Source organism: Amycolatopsis sp. NPDC051106, assembly GCF_040682775.1.
Lineage (GTDB): Bacteria > Actinomycetota > Actinomycetes > Mycobacteriales > Pseudonocardiaceae > Amycolatopsis.
Genome location: NZ_JBFBBQ010000002.1, coordinates 196,827 through 212,702 on the forward strand (window position 1 = coordinate 196,827; position 15,876 = coordinate 212,702).

Annotated in this window: 14 protein-coding genes and 1 tRNA gene; 6 read left to right on the plus strand and 9 right to left on the minus strand. The window is 69.5% G+C overall.

Annotated elements, in window-relative coordinates; translation table 11 throughout:
* Positions 1 to 51: 51 nt before the first annotated feature.
* Together AB0M83_RS02635 and AB0M83_RS02640 are read right to left on the minus strand one after the other, a co-directional pair.
* Entirely contained in the window at positions 52 to 1,119 is a 1,068-nt protein-coding gene (locus AB0M83_RS02635; protein WP_364511367.1) for a hypothetical protein, read from the minus strand.
* Positions 1,120 to 1,400: 281 nt separating this feature from the next.
* Positions 1,401 to 1,477 (minus strand) — tRNA-Leu (locus AB0M83_RS02640).
* A gap of 174 nt (positions 1,478 to 1,651) precedes the next feature.
* Between AB0M83_RS02640 and AB0M83_RS02645 the strand changes: the two genes are divergently transcribed.
* Positions 1,652 to 2,266 (plus strand): response regulator, encoded by a 615-nt coding sequence (locus AB0M83_RS02645; RefSeq protein ID WP_155546120.1) that lies wholly within the window; start codon positions 1,652 to 1,654, stop codon positions 2,264 to 2,266.
* 33 nt (positions 2,267 to 2,299) lie between these two features.
* A complete protein-coding gene (locus tag AB0M83_RS02650) occupies positions 2,300 to 2,821 on the plus strand; it encodes a DUF4352 domain-containing protein (protein ID WP_364511369.1) in 522 nt (173 codons plus the stop codon).
* 44 nt (positions 2,822 to 2,865) lie between these two features.
* Here AB0M83_RS02650 and AB0M83_RS02655 read toward each other — a convergent pair whose 3' ends face one another.
* The 5 genes from AB0M83_RS02655 to AB0M83_RS02675 form a co-directional block, all read right to left on the minus strand.
* Positions 2,866 to 3,579 carry an ABC transporter ATP-binding protein gene (locus AB0M83_RS02655; protein ID WP_364511372.1) on the minus strand — a complete coding sequence of 238 codons (714 nt, stop codon included), beginning with the start codon at positions 3,577 to 3,579 and terminating at the stop codon, positions 2,866 to 2,868.
* Complete coding sequence (locus AB0M83_RS02660; RefSeq protein WP_364511375.1) at positions 3,569 to 4,342, minus strand: ABC transporter ATP-binding protein; 774 nt, start codon at positions 4,340 to 4,342, stop codon at positions 3,569 to 3,571. Before AB0M83_RS02660 ends, AB0M83_RS02655 begins: the two co-directional genes overlap by 11 nt.
* Positions 4,339 to 5,466, minus strand: coding sequence for a branched-chain amino acid ABC transporter permease (locus AB0M83_RS02665; RefSeq protein ID WP_364511378.1), 1,128 nt, complete (start codon positions 5,464 to 5,466; stop codon positions 4,339 to 4,341). The genes AB0M83_RS02660 and AB0M83_RS02665 overlap by 4 nt, the downstream gene beginning before the upstream one ends.
* Positions 5,463 to 6,434, minus strand: coding sequence for a branched-chain amino acid ABC transporter permease (locus AB0M83_RS02670; RefSeq protein WP_364511380.1), 972 nt, complete (start codon positions 6,432 to 6,434; stop codon positions 5,463 to 5,465). The genes AB0M83_RS02665 and AB0M83_RS02670 overlap by 4 nt, the downstream gene beginning before the upstream one ends.
* Positions 6,435 to 6,544: 110 nt before the next feature.
* The gene (locus AB0M83_RS02675; protein ID WP_364511383.1) at positions 6,545 to 7,699 is read right to left on the minus strand and encodes a branched-chain amino acid ABC transporter substrate-binding protein; all 1,155 of its coding nucleotides are present in this window, start codon (positions 7,697 to 7,699) and stop codon (positions 6,545 to 6,547) included.
* Positions 7,700 to 8,259: 560 nt separating this feature from the next.
* On the opposite strand from AB0M83_RS02675, the gene AB0M83_RS02680 reads away from it, so the two are divergent.
* Positions 8,260 to 9,030 carry a prolyl oligopeptidase family serine peptidase gene (locus AB0M83_RS02680; RefSeq protein ID WP_364511386.1) on the plus strand — a complete coding sequence of 257 codons (771 nt, stop codon included), beginning with the start codon at positions 8,260 to 8,262 and terminating at the stop codon, positions 9,028 to 9,030.
* On the opposite strand, the gene AB0M83_RS02685 is transcribed toward AB0M83_RS02680, so the two are convergent.
* Together AB0M83_RS02685 and AB0M83_RS02690 are read right to left on the minus strand one after the other, a co-directional pair.
* Positions 8,996 to 9,967, minus strand: a complete 972-nt coding sequence (locus tag AB0M83_RS02685) for a LysR family transcriptional regulator (protein ID WP_364511389.1) — start codon at positions 9,965 to 9,967, stop codon at positions 8,996 to 8,998. The genes AB0M83_RS02680 and AB0M83_RS02685 overlap by 35 nt on opposite strands.
* A gap of 3 nt (positions 9,968 to 9,970) precedes the next feature.
* Positions 9,971 to 10,411: a hotdog fold thioesterase gene (locus AB0M83_RS02690; protein ID WP_364511392.1), complete on the minus strand. Its 441-nt coding sequence runs from the start codon at positions 10,409 to 10,411 to the stop codon at positions 9,971 to 9,973.
* 62 nt (positions 10,412 to 10,473) lie between these two features.
* Between AB0M83_RS02690 and polA the strand changes: the two genes are divergently transcribed.
* The 3 genes from polA (at position 10,474) to AB0M83_RS02705 (ending at position 15,756) form a co-directional block, all read left to right on the plus strand.
* The gene (polA, locus tag AB0M83_RS02695; RefSeq protein WP_364511394.1) at positions 10,474 to 13,215 is read left to right on the plus strand and encodes a DNA polymerase I; all 2,742 of its coding nucleotides are present in this window, start codon (positions 10,474 to 10,476) and stop codon (positions 13,213 to 13,215) included.
* 181 nt (positions 13,216 to 13,396) lie between these two features.
* Positions 13,397 to 13,930, plus strand: coding sequence for an EF-hand domain-containing protein (locus AB0M83_RS02700; RefSeq protein WP_364511397.1), 534 nt, complete (start codon positions 13,397 to 13,399; stop codon positions 13,928 to 13,930).
* A 215-nt stretch (positions 13,931 to 14,145) separates the two neighbouring features.
* The gene (locus AB0M83_RS02705; RefSeq protein WP_364511400.1) at positions 14,146 to 15,756 is read left to right on the plus strand and encodes a trypsin-like peptidase domain-containing protein; all 1,611 of its coding nucleotides are present in this window, start codon (positions 14,146 to 14,148) and stop codon (positions 15,754 to 15,756) included.
* The last annotated feature ends 120 nt before the right edge of the window (positions 15,757 to 15,876 follow it).

Below are 15,876 nucleotides of genomic sequence, written 5' to 3' on the forward strand. Positions count from 1 at the left end.
TAAGACCATGCCTCGGAATTCCAGCAATGGGACCTTGCGCTGTTGGCTGGCTTAGGTGGTCGGTGGGTGGTCGCGGTCCATGACTTTCGCGGCTTGGAGTCGGCGCGCAGTCCTGGGGCTGACCAAGGCAGCCAGGTTGGTTTGGGGGACAATCGTGCCCGGAGCGTAGCCGTTGAAAGTGGCAACGCGAGGCGGCCTCGCCGATGACCATTGGCCACTCGGCTGCGTGATCAGGTCTGGTTGGTCACGACGTTGGTGCCAGAGAGTGGAGCAGGCAAGGAAGATTCCGACCACCGCCACGTTCGTCGATTCGAGGACGCCAGCGAGCGTCACCTGGGAATCCTCGGTGAGAAGCATCTTGTTTACGTCGTTCGCGAGACGGAAACCGAGCGTTTCGGCATGGTCGGGCTGCCGCGGCAGCGGTCGGCCAACCTTGTCATCGCGGCCGAAGACGCTCGTCTTGATGCGTGAAGCTCGATGGACGCGATCGTTGCGGCTGTACCGCGTCCAATCCAACCAGCCGTCGGGCCCTGCATGCAGAAGGGAGGATCTCGTAGCGCGAAGGAGGACTCCTTGCGGGTCGTCAGGATCGAGCGCCATTTCCGTCAAGTTCAGCCGCCGGCGGACCTTTGGGCCGGGGTACTCGGGACCTTCGGTCATCGGCTGGAGACAGCCTAGATCTGCCATCAGGATGCTCGTATCGAGGCCGCCGAATCCAACGACAACCCCAGCCAAGGTGTCGAGGATCGACCCAGTGGCGCGGAGGACGCCTGCCTCGTGCGCGTGAATCCGCGCATCGCGCCTCGCTTCGAAGTCGGTGCGCTGCAGGTGGTTAGGAAGGCGCCCTGTCTCCTTCAAGGACATGATCAACGCGCGATCATCCCCGTAGCGGTTCTCTTGAAGATCGGCCAAGTGGGCCGCTGCGGAACGCAGATTCTCCTGTACCGCAGCGACTAGGCCGTACAGGTAGTCCATGATCCCCGTGGCCTCGACGCCGTCCAAGCCGTAATCGTGCCACCAGGTGAACCCGCCGCGGTGGATATCGAAGTCGGCTTCGAGCACGCTAGCCAGCTCATCGGCGGCCTTGAGGGCCTTCAACACGGGACGGTCGTAGCCCATGGCGCAGCCCTCTCATCGCCTGTAGATCTGTCGTCAGCACTCTAGGCCTCGAGGAACCACGCACAGTAGCGATTTTCGAAGGACGTCGATCGGGTGCTCGATCAGCTGGGGGACGTCGACCGGTAGCGCCGGACGCGGCCCCGGAGCGGCGCAAAACTCGGGGGCGTATTGGGGGTGAACGCCCGTTCATAACCGGATCTGGCCGGACACAGCCGGACAACGTAGAACCGGCCCCGCACCTGTTTTGCCTGGTCGCAGGGCTGGTTTCGGCAGGTCAGAGGTGGTGCCCCCGGTGAGATTCGAACTCACACTGGACGGGTTTTGAATCCGTTGCCTCTGCCAGTTGGGCTACGGGGGCGTGACGCAGTGACTCTACGGGATCACCGCACCCGGCGAGTGACCGGGGCGGCGAGTGTCGCGCCCGCCACTTCGTGGTGAACGCCATCTCTTCTTCTGGATCGTTCCCGGTAGGCTTCAGGTTCGCGGGAAGCCGCGAAGACCCACGTCCCGCCGAGTCTTCAGGAGGACCCCGGTGACCGATCAGGCTACCGAGGCCAACGGTGCCGCCACCGTGCCGCAGCGTCGGGTGCTCGTCGCGGAAGACGAGGCGCTCATCCGGCTGGACCTCGTCGAAATGCTGCGCGAAGAGGGCTATGAGGTCGTCGGGGAGGCCGGGGATGGCGAGCAGGCCATCTCCCTCGCCACCGACCTCAAGCCGGACCTCGTGATCCTCGACGTCAAGATGCCCAAGCTGGACGGGATCGAAGCCGCGGCCAAGATCACCGGTGACCGGATCGCGCCCGTCGTCATCCTCACCGCCTTCAGCCAGCGTGACCTCGTCGAACGCGCTCGTGACGCCGGCACCATGGCCTACCTCGTCAAACCCTTCGCCAAGCGGGACCTCGTGCCCGCCATCGAGCTCGCCGTCAGCCGGTTCTCCGAGCTGCAGGCCCTCGAGGCCGAGGTCGCCGGGCTCACCGACCGGCTCGAGACGCGGAAGGTCATCGACCGCGCCAAGGGCCTGCTCATGAGCCGTCAGGGCCTCACCGAGCCGGATGCCTTCCGCTGGATCCAGCGCACCGCCATGGACCGTCGGACGACCATGAAGGCTGTCGCCGAGGCCGTCGTCGAAAGCATCGGCACCTAGCCGGGAACGGCGGCCGGCGGCAGAATCACCCAGGTGAAACTGCTGCCGGCCGTCGTCGCCCTCATGCTGCTGACGGGGTGCGAAGCAGCCCCGAGCACACCCGCGCCGACCACCTACGAACTGCCGCCGCGTCCGGTCCGCCCCGACGAGACCGCCCTCAAGGTGCCGCCCGCGAAGAACGGCGACACCGAGTTCACCCTGCTCGGCCTCGCCGCGGGCCTGCCCAGCATCACCGGCAGCCACACCGAAATGCCCGCCAAGGGCCAGTTCGTGCGCCTGCGGCTCGTGATCACCAACACCGGCACCTCGAGCGTCCTGTTCGACCCGAAGCGCCAGCTGCTCGTCGACGACCAGGGCGCCACCCACCCGCCGGACGAGCAGGCCATGCTGATCAAGCGCCAGCCCGCGCAGTTCGACCTCGGGCACAGCGTGCGCGTCGAGTTCGACCTCTACTGGGACATCCCCAAGGACCGGAAGCCGGTCGCGGTCAGGGCCTTCGGCGGGCCCACCATCAGCGACATGAAGAACGTCGAAGGCACCGACATCAAGCTATGAGAAAGGGGGCCCGGCGCGAAGCCGGACCCCCTTGGAGAACGATCTCAGACGCCGAGGTCGCCACCGAGGTAGGCGGCCCGGACCTTGGGGTCGTTCAGCAGCTCGGCCCCGGGCGCGCTCTTGACCACGCGGCCCGTTTCGAGCACGTACGCCCGGTCCGACAGCTTCAGCGCCTGCTGGGCGTTCTGCTCCACCAGCAGCACCGTCGTCCCGCGCTTGTTGATCTCGCGGATGATGTCGAAGATCTGCGCGATCAGCATCGGCGCCAGGCCCATCGACGGCTCGTCGAGCAGCAGCACCTTCGGCTTCGTCATCAGCGCGCGGCCGATGGCGATCATCTGCTGCTCGCCGCCCGACATCGTGCCGCCGAACTGCGTCTTCCGCTCGTTGAGCCGCGGGAACAGCTCGTAGACCTCTTCGAGGTCGGCTTGGAGGTCGTCCTTGCGGGTGTAGGCACCCATCAGGAGGTTCTCCTGCACCGTCATGCCGGGGAACACGCCCCGGCCTTCCGGCGACTGGCCGATCCCGAGCAGCACGCGCTTGTGCCCCGGGGTCTTCGAGATGTCCTGGCCGTTGAACAGGATCCGGCCGCTGGTGAGCGGCCGCAGCCCCGAGATCGTCTTGAGCGTCGTGGTCTTGCCGGCGCCGTTGGCCCCGATGAGGGAGACGATCTCGCCCTCGTCGACCTGGATGCTCATGCCCTTGAGGGCCGCGATCTTGCCGTAGTGGACGTTGATGTCCTCGACCTCAAGAAGCATCTTCGGACACCCCCAAGTACGCCTCGATCACCTTCTGGTTGTTCTGCACCTCGTGCGGCAGCCCTTCTGCGATCTTCTGCCCGAAGTCGAGCACCGCGAGCCGGTCGCTGATGTGCATGACCAGGCCCATGTCGTGCTCGATGAGCAGCACCGTGCGGCCGTCGTCCCGGATCTTGCGGATCAGTGCCTGCAGGCCGTTCTTCTCCGCCGGGTTCATGCCCGCGGCCGGTTCGTCGAGCAGCAGCAGCTTCGGGTCCGTGGCCAGGGCCCGCGCGATCTCCAGCCGGCGCTGGTCGCCGTAGGAGAGGTTCTTCGCCACGTTGTCCTCGACCCGGCCGATGCCGACGAAGTCGAGCAGCTCGCGGGCTCGCTCGCGACCGTGCTTCTCTTCCTTGCGGTGCCACGGCAGGCCGAGCGTCGCGCCGATCGCGCCCGTCTTGTGGTGCGCGTCGACCCCCACCATGACGTTCTCCAGCGCCGTCATGTTGTGGAACAGCCGGATGTTCTGGAACGTCCGGGCGATGCCGCGCTTGGTGACCTTGAACCGCTTCATGCCGTCGATGCGGTCGCCGTCGAAACGGACTTCGCCTTCGGTCGGCTGGTAGACGCCGGTGACCACGTTGAACACCGTGGTCTTGCCCGCGCCGTTCGGGCCGATCAGGGCGAAGATCTCGCCTTCGTTGATGCTGAGGTTGACCTCGCGCAACGCCGTGACGCCGCCGAAGCGCATGGTCACGTTGTCGAATTCGAGCAGCGCGCTCACTTCGTCACCTCCGCCGAAGCCTCGGAGTCGGGACCGGACACTTCCGCGCCCATGGCGCCCATGCCACCGGTTCCTTCCCGTAGTTCGGCCTTGCGCTGCCGCGACGGCAGCAGGCCTTCCGGCCGCAGCGCCATCATGAGCACCAGCACGGCGCCGAAGATGAGGACGCGGTAGTCGTTGAACTGGCGGAACCGCTCCGGCAGCCAGGCGATCACGAACGCGCCGAGGATGACGCCGGGGAGGTTGCCCGAGCCGCCCAGCACGACCGCGGCCAGGATGGTCGCGGACAGGATGAACGGGAAGTTGTTCGGCTCGATGAACACGGCCTTGCTCGCGTAGATCGTGCCGGCGAACCCGCCGATCATGGCGCCGATGGCGAAGGCGAGCAGCTTGAACTTGAACGTCGGCACGCCCATCAGCTCGGCCGCGTCCTCGTCCTCGCGGATCGCCGCCCACGCGCGCCCGACCCGGCTCTTGGTGAGCCGCACCGAGAAGACGATGACGAGCACGATCGCGACGACCATCATGTAGTAGTACGGCGCCGGGTCGAGGAAGAACTCCATGCCGAAGATCGGCTCCGGGTGCGGGACGTTCGTGATGCCGCGGGCACCACCGATGGCGTCGGTGTTGTTCGCGGTGATCCGGACGATCTCGCCGAAGCCCAGCGTCACGATCGCGAGGTAGTCACCCCGTAGCCGCAGCGTCGGCGCGCCGAGGATGACCCCGGAGACCGACGCCAGGAAGATGCCGAGCACCACCGTCGGCCAGTACGACCAGCCGTACGAAGTGCCGATCGACGCCCAGGTGTAGGCGCCGATCGCGAAGAACGCGACGAAGCCGAGGTCCAGCAGGCCGGCGTGGCCGACCACGATGTTGAGGCCCACGGCCAGCAGGATGTACGTGCCGACCGGGAAGATCAGCACCGTCGTCCAGTCCGAATACGGGGACATGAACGAGCCGATCCAGGGTGCGGGCAGGATCAGGACCAGGACGATGAGGGCGAGGTAGACGCCGTAGCGCTGCCAGTGCGGCGCGTCGGCCCACCAGTCGCGCATCCCGTCGATGGGATGAAAACCCTTGCGCGCCGGGGTTTCGTTGTTGTCAGACACTCCGTCGCCTTTCATGCGCGTGCCCGCTGCAGGGATTCACCGAGGATGCCGGTGGGCCGGAGCATGAGCACGAGGACGAGGACCACGAACGCGGTGACGTCCTTCCACTCGGAGCCGAGGAAGATCGAGCTCCAGTTCTCGACCAGGCCCAGGACGATGCCGCCGAGGAGGGCGCCGCGCAGGTTGCCGATGCCGCCGAGCACGGCCGCGGTGAACGCCTTGATGCCGAGCAGGAAGCCGACCCGGTAGTCGGTGTTTTCGTATTCCATGACGTAGAGCGCCGCGGCGACGCCGGCCATCGCCCCGCCGAGCAGGAACGTGATCCGGACGATGCGGTCGATGCTGACGCCCATGAGCACGGCGGCTTCGGGGTCCTGGGCGGTCGCCCGGATACCGCGGCCGATGCGCGTGCGGCTGACCAGCTGGTCGAGCACGACCATCACGATCACCGCGGCCGCGATGACGAAGACGTGGTCGGTGCGCACGACGCCGTTGCCGATCCGGAACAGCTCCTCGTGCGGCACGAACCGGGGGGCGTTCTGCTGGACCTTGCCCGCCTTGTCCGACAGGGCGGGGATGATCGCGAGGCCGAACAGCTCCTGCAGGAACAGCGAGGCGCCGATCGCCGAGATCAGGGCGGCGAGCCGGGTCGCGCCCTTCTTGCGCAGCGGCCGGTAGGCCAGCTGCTCCAGCACGATGGCCGAGCCGCCCGACGTGATCGCGGAGGCCACCGCGATGAGCAGCAGGATGCCGATCATCCCGAGCACGCCGACGGTGATCGGGGCGGTGCCACCGGCGATGCCGATGAGGATGAACAGGGACGTCATCGTCCCGATCATGAAGATTTCGGAGTGCGCGAAGTTGATGAGCCTCAGCACGCCGTAGACCATCGTGTAGCCGAGGGCGATGAGGGCGTAGATGGAGCCGGCTACCAGGCCGCCGATGGTGCTGCCCAGAAACTGGCTCTGCAGATCTTGGAACATGACGTAGTTGCCTTACCTGACGGGGCGAGGATGGTCGCCACATTGGCGGGGAGCGGGGGTGCTGTGTCCGAGCACAGCGCCCCCGCTCCCGTTAGGTGTTTCTAGCTCCGTCAGCCGGCGATCTTGGCTTCGGTCGAGGCGCCGAGGTTCTTGATGACCCCGCCGACGACCTGGTAGACGTAGATCGCGTTCGTCTGCGGCTCGCCGTTGTCCTTGAACTTGATCTGCTTCGACGCGCCCTTGAAGTCCTCGGTCTTGAGGAACTCGTTGATCTTCTCGCCGGTGGTGTTGCCCGCCTTGACCGCGTTGATGATGGCGGTCGCGGCGTCGTAGCCCTCGGTCGCGTAGATCGCCGGGGCGACGTTGAACTTGGCCTTGTACTTGGTGGCGAAGTCGTTGGTCGCGCCCGCGTCCGGGATGTTGCACGGGCAGCCGACGACGGCACCTTCGGCGGCCGCGGCACCCGCACCGGAGACCAGCTGCGGGTCGAGCGAACCGTCACCGGTGGCGAAGGTGGCCTTCACGCCACCGTCGCGGAGCTGCTTGAGCAGCCGGCCGGCCTGGGCGTAGTAACCGCCGTAGGCGATGACGTCCGGGTTGGCGGCCTTGACCTTCTGGACGGTCGAGGAGTAGTCCGACGCGTCCTTGGCGAACTTGTCGCGCTCGGTCGTGATGCCCTTGTCCTTGAAGGTCTTCTCGAACGCGTCGGCCAGGCCGACGCTGTACTCCTGGTCGTCCGAGATGACGTAGGCGTTCTTCGGCGACTTCGCCGTGATGAGGAAGTTCGCGATGCCGGGGCCCTGGTCGTTGTCGTTCGCGACGACGCGGTGCCAGTACTTCCAGCCGTTCGCGGCCAGGCCCGGGTTGGTCGCCGACGGCGACACGCTCGGGATCTTGCCCTGCTCGAGGACACCGCCGACGGCCTTCGACTCACCCGAGAAGGCCGGGCCGATCAGGGCGGTGATCTTGTCCGTCCCGATCGCGGTCTGCACCAGCGAGGTGGCCTGCTCCGGCTTGCCCTGGCTGTCGTAGTTCTTCAGCTCGAGCTTCACCGAAGGATTCGTGGCGTTGTACTCGTCGATCGCGAGCTTGGCGCCGTTGTTGGGCGGAATCACGATCCCGGAGTTCTCCCCGGTCAGGTCGCCCATGAACCCGATCTTCAGCGTGCTGCCGTCACCGCTGCCCGACGAGCTGCTGCCGCCGGCGCAGCCCGCCAGCGCAAGCGACGTCGCCGCCGCGAGGGCGAGAACCCGTCCAAAACGCACTCCTGACACCGACTACCTCCCATGACCAACCAGCCGCCGGTAGGCGTTGCCCCCGACACAGGGGCTAGGTTAGGGCAGGAAGATATCCCTCTCGCCCGTCGTGTGCACAGGCGGCCTCACTACTCTGTGTCCACATCGTGACGATCGCAACCGACACGAATTGCACGAAAAGGCGAATGGCGTGGCGTTACAGCCCGCCGCTGGTCACACAGCGCTGCTAAGTATCGGCGCCTGATGTGCGAATGGATGACAGGCGTGTTTCCGCGGTATGTCATCGCCCATTTCGGCGGGTGGTGCGTGGCCGCTTTCCCGGCGATCCGCTGTTCACCCTCGCGGGGGCTCCGCCGGCCGGGCACCGCCGTAGGGATGCACCTTACGTCCGGTTCGGGCGGCCGAACGGACCACCCCCGCTCACCGGGACCGCCCGCCTCTGCCCGAACGGCCGCCCCCGCGGGCACCGCGGCCACAACCATCGGTTGTCGTGGGTGCCGGAACGGCTGTTGGACCAGCCCCGCCCGCCGGCGGTTGGCTGGAGGCAGCCGAGAGACAGGGAGACGGAAATGGGCGAGATGATCGAGGGTGCCGCGGCGGGCGTGCCGTTCGTGGCGGTGCCGCCGGTCGACCCCGGCGCGCCGGCGGCGCTGGTGGCGGGCTGGCACCTGATGGACGCACCGGCCGGTGAGCGGGCGATGGCGGAGGCCGTCCCGATGGCGGGCCTCCAGGCGTGGCGGGTCTACTTCGGGCTCCCGCTCTCCGGGGCGCGGCTGCCCGAAGGCGGTTACGACGAGGTGTTCCGGCGGGCGAGCGAGGACGCCGTGCTCAACGTGTTCCAGCCGGTGACCGAGCAGGCGGCGGGCGAGTTCCCGGCGGCGCTGGCCGAACTGCGCGACCGGCTGCCGGGCGCGACGGGGCCGCTCGGGGTGTTCGGCGGTTCGGCCGGGGCCCTCGTGGCGCTGGAGGTCTTGGCGCGCGGGGACGCCGAGATCACCGCCGCCGCGGTCGCCAGCCCGGTCGTCCAGCTCGCGCCGGTGATCGCCGCCAACGAGCGGCGGTTCGGCGTGACCTACTCCTGGACCGAGCGGTCCCGCGCGGTCGCGGCGCGCTACGACTACGTGGACCGGGCCGCCGAGCTGACCGCGCCGCTGCTGCTGGTCGCCGGGGCGGACGACGACATCGCCGTGCGCGAGCCCGCCGAGGCCCTGCGCGCGAAGCTGGGGACCGAGCTGGTGACGGTGGACGGCATGGCGCACGAGTTCCCGCCGGGCACTCCGGGAGCGGCCGGGGTCGACACGGCGTTCAGCGAGTGGTTCGCGCGGCGGTTGCGAGCTTGAGGTCGTCCGCCGGCAGCCAGGCGTGCTCCGGGTCGTAGGCGCACCAGTCCTCTTCGCGGCTGGTGCGCCCGGCCAGGGCCAGGAGCCGCCGCAGCGCCGGGTGCGCCTTCCCGCGCCGCCAGACCAGCGACCACGGGAACAGCGGCGACGGCTCGAACGGCAGCACCTTCAGGGCGAGGTCGGGCGCGAGCTCCATGTCGGCCCCGGCGAGGGTGACGCGCCGCTTGCCGTAGCGAGTCTGCTCGAGCGTGTGCCGCAGGTCGTAGCTGACGCCGGAGTCGTCGATCGGCACGTCGAACCGGTCGCACATCGCCCGCAGGTAGGACAGCCATTCGGCGGCCCCGCCGGACCCGGGCAGCCAGATCCCCTCGGCGCGCAGCTCGTCGAACCGGAGCACGTCCTGCTGGGCCAGGGGGTGTTCCGGGGCGAGCAGCGCGACCAGGGGTTCGAGCCGGAGCGGGCGGTGCTCCAGCTCGTCGGGCAGTGGCGCGCCGAAGCCGGTGACGCGGCCGATGGCGGCGTCGAGCCGGCCGGCCAGCAGCGGTTCGACGGCGTTCGCGAACCCGGCGCCGGCGACCCGGTCGATCCGCAGTGCCGGCTCCCGCTCGGCGAGCCGGCGCAGCAGGAACATCGGCGAGAGCCGGAAGTCGACGACGTCGAGGCGCAGCGGCCGGTCCTCGGCGCCCATGGCGGCGACCGCCGCGTCGGCCACCCGCACCAGCTCGCGCGCGTGCGGGAGGAAGCGTTCGCCGTCGGGGGTGAGCTCGACCGAACGGTTGGTGCGCAGGAACAACGGCGTGGCGAGGGTGTCCTCGAGCTTCCGGATCCGCTTCGACAACGCCTGCTGGGTGAGGAACAGCGCCTGGGCCGCGCGCCCGAAGTGACGCTGCTCCGCGGTGACGACGAACGCCCGCACCTGGGCGAGGTCGAGGTCCACGGCTCAGGCGCCCGGCGGGCGGTCCCGGACGACGCAGGTGAGCCGGGCGGTGCAGGTGCGCCGGCCTTCGTCGTCGGTCAGCACGATCTCCGCGGTGATGGTGCCGCGGCCGACGTGCAGCGGCGTCGCGACGCCGGTGACGGTGCCCGAGCGGACGGCCCGGTGGTGCGTGCAGGACAGCTCCAGCCCCATCGCCGCGCGGTCCGGGCCCGCGTTCAGCGCGGCGACCGTCGAGCCCAGCGCTTCGGCGAGCACCGCGTTGGCGCCGCCGTGCAGCAGGCCGTACGGCTGGAGGTTGCCCTCGACCGGGATCGTGCCGACCACGCGTTCGGCGGTCGCTTCCAGGAGCTTCATGCCGACCTTGTCGTTCAGCTGCTGGTCCGCGGCGGCCGGGTCGATGCCCGACAGCCGGTCCACGTCGAGGGGGGCGGCACGTTCGGTCACGCAAAGCTCCTGTTCCTATGCGACACGTAAGAGTGTCGGACCCTCAGCCTAGACTCGGCTCCGTGAGCCCGAGTGAGAAGACGACCGTTGCCAACGCCACAGGAACGACCGGTGTCGCCGAGCGGCCGAAGCTGCTGCTGATCGACGGCCATTCGATGGCCTACCGCGCCTTTTTCGCGCTGCCCGCGGAGAACTTCAAGACCAAGACCGGGCAGGTCACGAACGCGGTCTTCGGGTTCACCTCGATGCTCATCAACCTCCTGCGCGACGAAGCGCCGACCCACCTCGCGGTGGCGTTCGACCTCTCGCGCAAGACCTTCCGGTCGGAGACCTTCGCCGACTACAAGGCGAACCGCAGCACGACCCCGGACGAGTTCCGCGGCCAGGTCGACCTGGTGCGGGAGGTGCTCGACGTGCTCGGCATCCCGTCGCTGACGAAGGAGAACTTCGAAGCCGACGACATCATCGCCACGCTCACCACGCAGGCCACGGCCCTGGACTTCGACGTCCTCATCTGCACCGGCGACCGCGACGCGCTGCAGCTGGTCACCGACCACGTCACCGTGCTGTACCCGAAGCGCGGCGTCTCGGAGATGACCCGGTTCACGCCGGAGGCCGTCGAGGAGAAGTACGGGCTCACCCCGCGGCAGTACCCGGACTTCGCGGCGCTGCGCGGCGACCCCTCGGACAACCTGCCGAACATCCCCGGTGTCGGCGAGAAGACCGCGGCCAAGTGGATCAAGCAGTTCGGCTCGCTCGACGACCTGATCGACCGGGTGGACGAAGTAAAAGGCAAAGCCGGGGAGGCCCTCCGGGCGCACCTCAGCTCGGTCCAGCTGAACCGGCAGCTCACCGAGCTGATCCGCGACGTCGAGCTGGAGATCGGCCCGGCCGCGCTGGAGCTGCGCCCGTGGGACCGCGAGGCGGTCCACGCGCTGTTCGACGAGCTGGAGTTCCGCGTCCTGCGCGACAGGCTGTTCGCGACGCTGCAGAGCGCCGAGCCGGAGGCCGACGAAGGCTTCGAGGTCTCGGGTGGCGCGCTGGCCCCCGGCGAGCTTCCGGCGTGGCTCGCGGCGCACGCGGGCGAGGGCGAGCCGGTGGCGCTGGCCTTCCGCGCCGTCGGCACGTCGGTCCGCTCCGACCTGCGCGCGGTCGCCTTCGCCTCGGCCGACGGCGAAGGCGCGTACGTCGACGTGACGGCGATGGACCAGGCCGACGACGCGGCGCTCGCCGCGTGGTTCGCCGACCCGAAGATCCGCAAGACCGGCCACGACCTCAAGGTCCCGCTGCACGCGATCCGCTCGCGCGGCTGGGTGCTGAACGGCCTGGCCATGGACACCGCGCTGGCCGCGTACCTGGTGCGGCCCGGGCAGCGCACGTTCGAGCTCGACGACCTCGCGCTGCGCTACCTGCACCGCGAGCTGCGCTCGGAGACCGACGGCGGCGACGGCCAGCTGTCCCTGCTCGACGGCGGCGCGGAAGGCTTGGAGCAGAAGGAGATCCAAGAGGAGCTGGTCAAGGCCCGCGCGATCTTCGAGCTGGCCGGCGCGCTCGACAAGGAGCTCGAGCAGATCGGCGGCGCGCGGCTGCTCGCCGAGCTGGAGCTGCCGCTGCTCGAGGTCATCACCGAGCTGGAGATCGCCGGTGTCGCCGTCGACCTGGAGCAGCTGACCACGCTCGAGGCGCACTACCTCTCCCGCGTCACGCAGGCGGCGGAGGAGGCGTACGCGGTCATCGGCAAGCAGATCAACCTCGGCTCGCCGAAGCAGCTGCAGGTCGTGCTGTTCGACGAGCTCGGCATGCCGAAGACCAAGCGCACCAAGACCGGCTACACGACCGACGCCGAGGCGCTGCAGGGCCTGTTCGAGAAGACCGAGCACCCGTTCCTGCAGCACATGCTGGAGCACCGGGACGCGACGAAGCTGCGCACGACCGTCGAGGGCCTGATCAAGTCCGTCGCCGACGACGGGCGCATCCACACGACGCTGCTGCAGACCATCGCGGCCACCGGCCGGCTGTCCTCGACCGAGCCGAACCTGCAGAACATCCCGGTCCGCACCGAAGAAGGCCGCCGCATCCGCGACGCGTTCGTGGTCGGCGAGGGCTTCACCGAGCTGATGACCGCGGACTACAGCCAGATCGAAATGCGGATCATGGCGCACCTCTCCCAGGACGAGGGCCTCATCGAGGCGTTCAACTCCGGCGAGGACCTGCACACGTTCGTCGCGTCGCGAGCGTTCTCGATGCCGCCGGAGGAGATCACGCCGGAGCTGCGCTACCGCGTCAAGGCGATGTCGTACGGCCTCGCGTACGGGCTCTCGGCGTACGGGCTCTCGCAGCAGCTGCGGATCTCGACCGAGGACGCCAAGTCCCAGATGGAGGCGTACTTCGACCGCTTCGGCGGGGTGCGCGACTACCTCCACTCGGTCGTCGGCGTCGCGGCGAAGAACGGGTACACCGAGACGGTCTTCGGCCGCCGCCGCTACCTGCCGGACCTCAACAGCGACAACCGCCAGCGCCGCGAGATGGCCGAGCGGATGGCGCTGAACGCCCCGATCCAGGGCAGCGCGGCCGACATCATCAAGGTCGCGATGCTCAACGTCCACCGCGCGCTGGTCGAGGCGAAGCTGAAGAGCCGGATCCTGCTGCAGGTGCACGACGAACTGGTGCTCGAGGTCGCCGAAGGCGAGCGCGAGGAGCTGGAGAAGCTCGTGCGCCACGGCATGGGGTCGGCCTACGAGCTGGCCGTGCCCCTGGAGGTCTCGGTCGGCTACGGCCGGTCCTGGAACGAAGCCGCGCACTGACTTCTGGGACATGAGGGGCTCGGCCGCCCGGACCCCTCGAGCGGGTGTCACTCTGCGCCACGGCCCGGATCACCGGGTCGTGGCGCGGGAGTACCTGGGCGGACGTCGTCGGGTGCCGGTCATCCGGACCAAGCTGGGTGGCCCGAACAGCCCAGCCGGGCCCGGCCGGAAGGATCAGCACATGGCCAGCGAATTCCAGCGGCGCAAGATCTCCGGCATCTTCGGCGCCATGGACGCCGACGACGACGGCTACCTCACCGAGTCCGACTTCCAGGCCCTGACAGCGAGATGGCTCGACCTCCGCGGCACGGACGGCAGCACCCCCGAGGGGCAGAAGCTCACCATGATCATGATGGGCTGGTGGGCGACGCTGCGCGACGCGTCCGACCGCGACCGTGACGGCAAGGTCACCCTCGACGAGGTCCTCGGCGTCGTCGACGAGCTCCCGAAGACGCCGGGCGCCGTCACCGGCACCGCGGCGGCGATGTTCGAAGCGGTGGACGAAAACGGCGACGGCACGATCTCGGCGGCGGAGTACCGCCGGATGATCGAAGCCTGGAGCGGCGCCGGCACCCCGACGGCCGAGGTGTTCGCCCTCCTGGACACCGACGGCGACGGCCGCCTGTCCCACGACGAGTTCGCGGGCCACTGGTACGAGTTCTGGGCGGGCGACGACCCCGCGGCCCCGGGAAGCGCGGTCTTCGGCCGGGTCTGACGGGTGAGGCGGTGCAGTGTCGGGTGCGCTTTCGGGCAGACCGCCGGACGGCGCCACGGTCCCGCCGAGCGGTCTCCCCGGAAGCCCGTTCGGTCATCCGCGCGCGGAAACCGTTGGCATTGCGACGAACGACGGACTCCGTTCGGCCGAGCCATTACCGCTGGGTAGGGAGGTCGGCGCCCGCGGCGCGATGATCACGGCGTAGGGTCCGCCGAATGGGGTTCGAGCGTGAGCGACGACGCTGGCGGGTCCGGCTGCACGACGAACTCGGCCGGGTGTGCGGTGCGGGCACGGTGCTGGACGAATACCACGTCCTCACGAGCGCGCACGTCGTCGAAACCGCCGGGGGACCACGCTCCGCGCTGAGCGTCGACTTCGTCGGCTTGGCCGAGGCGATGCCCGGCACGGCCACCGTCGTCGAAGGCTGCTGGGTGCCCTCCGACGGAGGCGGCCGCGGCGACCTCGCCGTGCTGCGGCTCGACCGCCCCGAATCCCGCGTCTTCCGCGCGCCGCTGCACCGCATGCCGCTCGGCGAGCACCAGCTCGTGCGCGCCTTCGGCTTCCCGCCGGGGTCGGTCGGCCGCTGGACCCACGCCCGGCTCGGCGGCCCCGAGCACCCCGGCAGCGCCGGCGGCGAGTGGGTCCGCCTCTTCCGCACCGCCGAAGCCGAGCCGCTCGGCCCCGGCTTCGGGGGCACGGCGGTGCTCGACGAAGCGACCGGCCACGTCGTCGGCGTGGTCGTCGGCAAGGACACCGGCACCTGGATGATCCCGGTCGAGACCATGCTCGGGCACCTGCCGCAGCTGAGCATCTGGACCTCGGGCAGCCCGGCCGTCGACGCGAGCTTCTCGCGGCCCGTCGGCGAGGCCGTTGACGTCTCCTTCGTGCAGCGCGTCGCCGACTGGTTCGCCAAGGCCGAGCCCGGCACCGTCTGGGTCGTCGACACCGGCGAGGCCGGCTCGCCGGTGGCCGCGGCGTTGCGGTTCGGGATCGTCCTCGCCGACCGCGAACGCTCGCTCGGCGTGCCCGGCCTGCCGCCCGCGCTCGGCGAGATGCCGCCGGCGGGCAGCGTCGACCTCGCCGTCGACGCCACCGGCCGCACCGCCGACGCCATCCGCCACCGCATCGAAGACCGGCTCACCACCGGGGTCGCGGGGCGCACGCTCGTCATCGACGCGATCGACGACTCCGCGGAACCCGACCGGCTCGTCGGCGAGGTGCTGGCACCGCTCGCCGGCCGCGCGGCCGAGCTCGGCATCCGCCTGCTGCTGGGGTTCCGGGAGGAGTCCTCGCCCGGCGTCGCGGCGGTGCAGGCGAGCACCCTCGGGGCCCGCCCGGCGCCCGAGGACCTCGCGGGCCGGCTCGACGTGCTGACCCAGTCCGTCGAGGAGCTCGCCGAGATCGAGGCGTACCAGCTGCGCGTGGCGACCCGGTTCACCGGCGTCGCGATGCTGCCGGCCCGGGCCCAGCGACTGCGCGGCGCGCTGAAGCAGCTGCGTTCGGCCGAGGTCGACGGCGACGCGGAGTGGGTCGAGAAGCACATCGGCGGACACGAGCACGCGGTAGCCCCGGCGGTCGAGGACGGCCGCCGCCAGCGCGCGGTGCTCGACGGTCTGGTCGCCCGCCGCGAGGAACTGCGAGCCCGCTTGACTGCGGACAACGAGCTCGCGCGCGAGCACGGCTTGGCGGGCGATCCGGAGCTGGAGCAGGCGTACACCCCGGCGAAGAGGCTGCTGATCGACGGCCCCTGCGAGCTGACAGCGGCGGCCACGGCGGTCGACACGTACGCGGCGGCGGTCCGGGCCCGCATTGAAGACCGCGGCTGAGGGCTGCGCCCTTAGCTCGCATCGAAGACTGCGGCTGACGGCTTCACCCGCTGCCCGCTCAGCCGCCCGCCCGAACGCCCGAACGCAGTGAATGACTCATTCCTTGCGTCGGACGCCAGG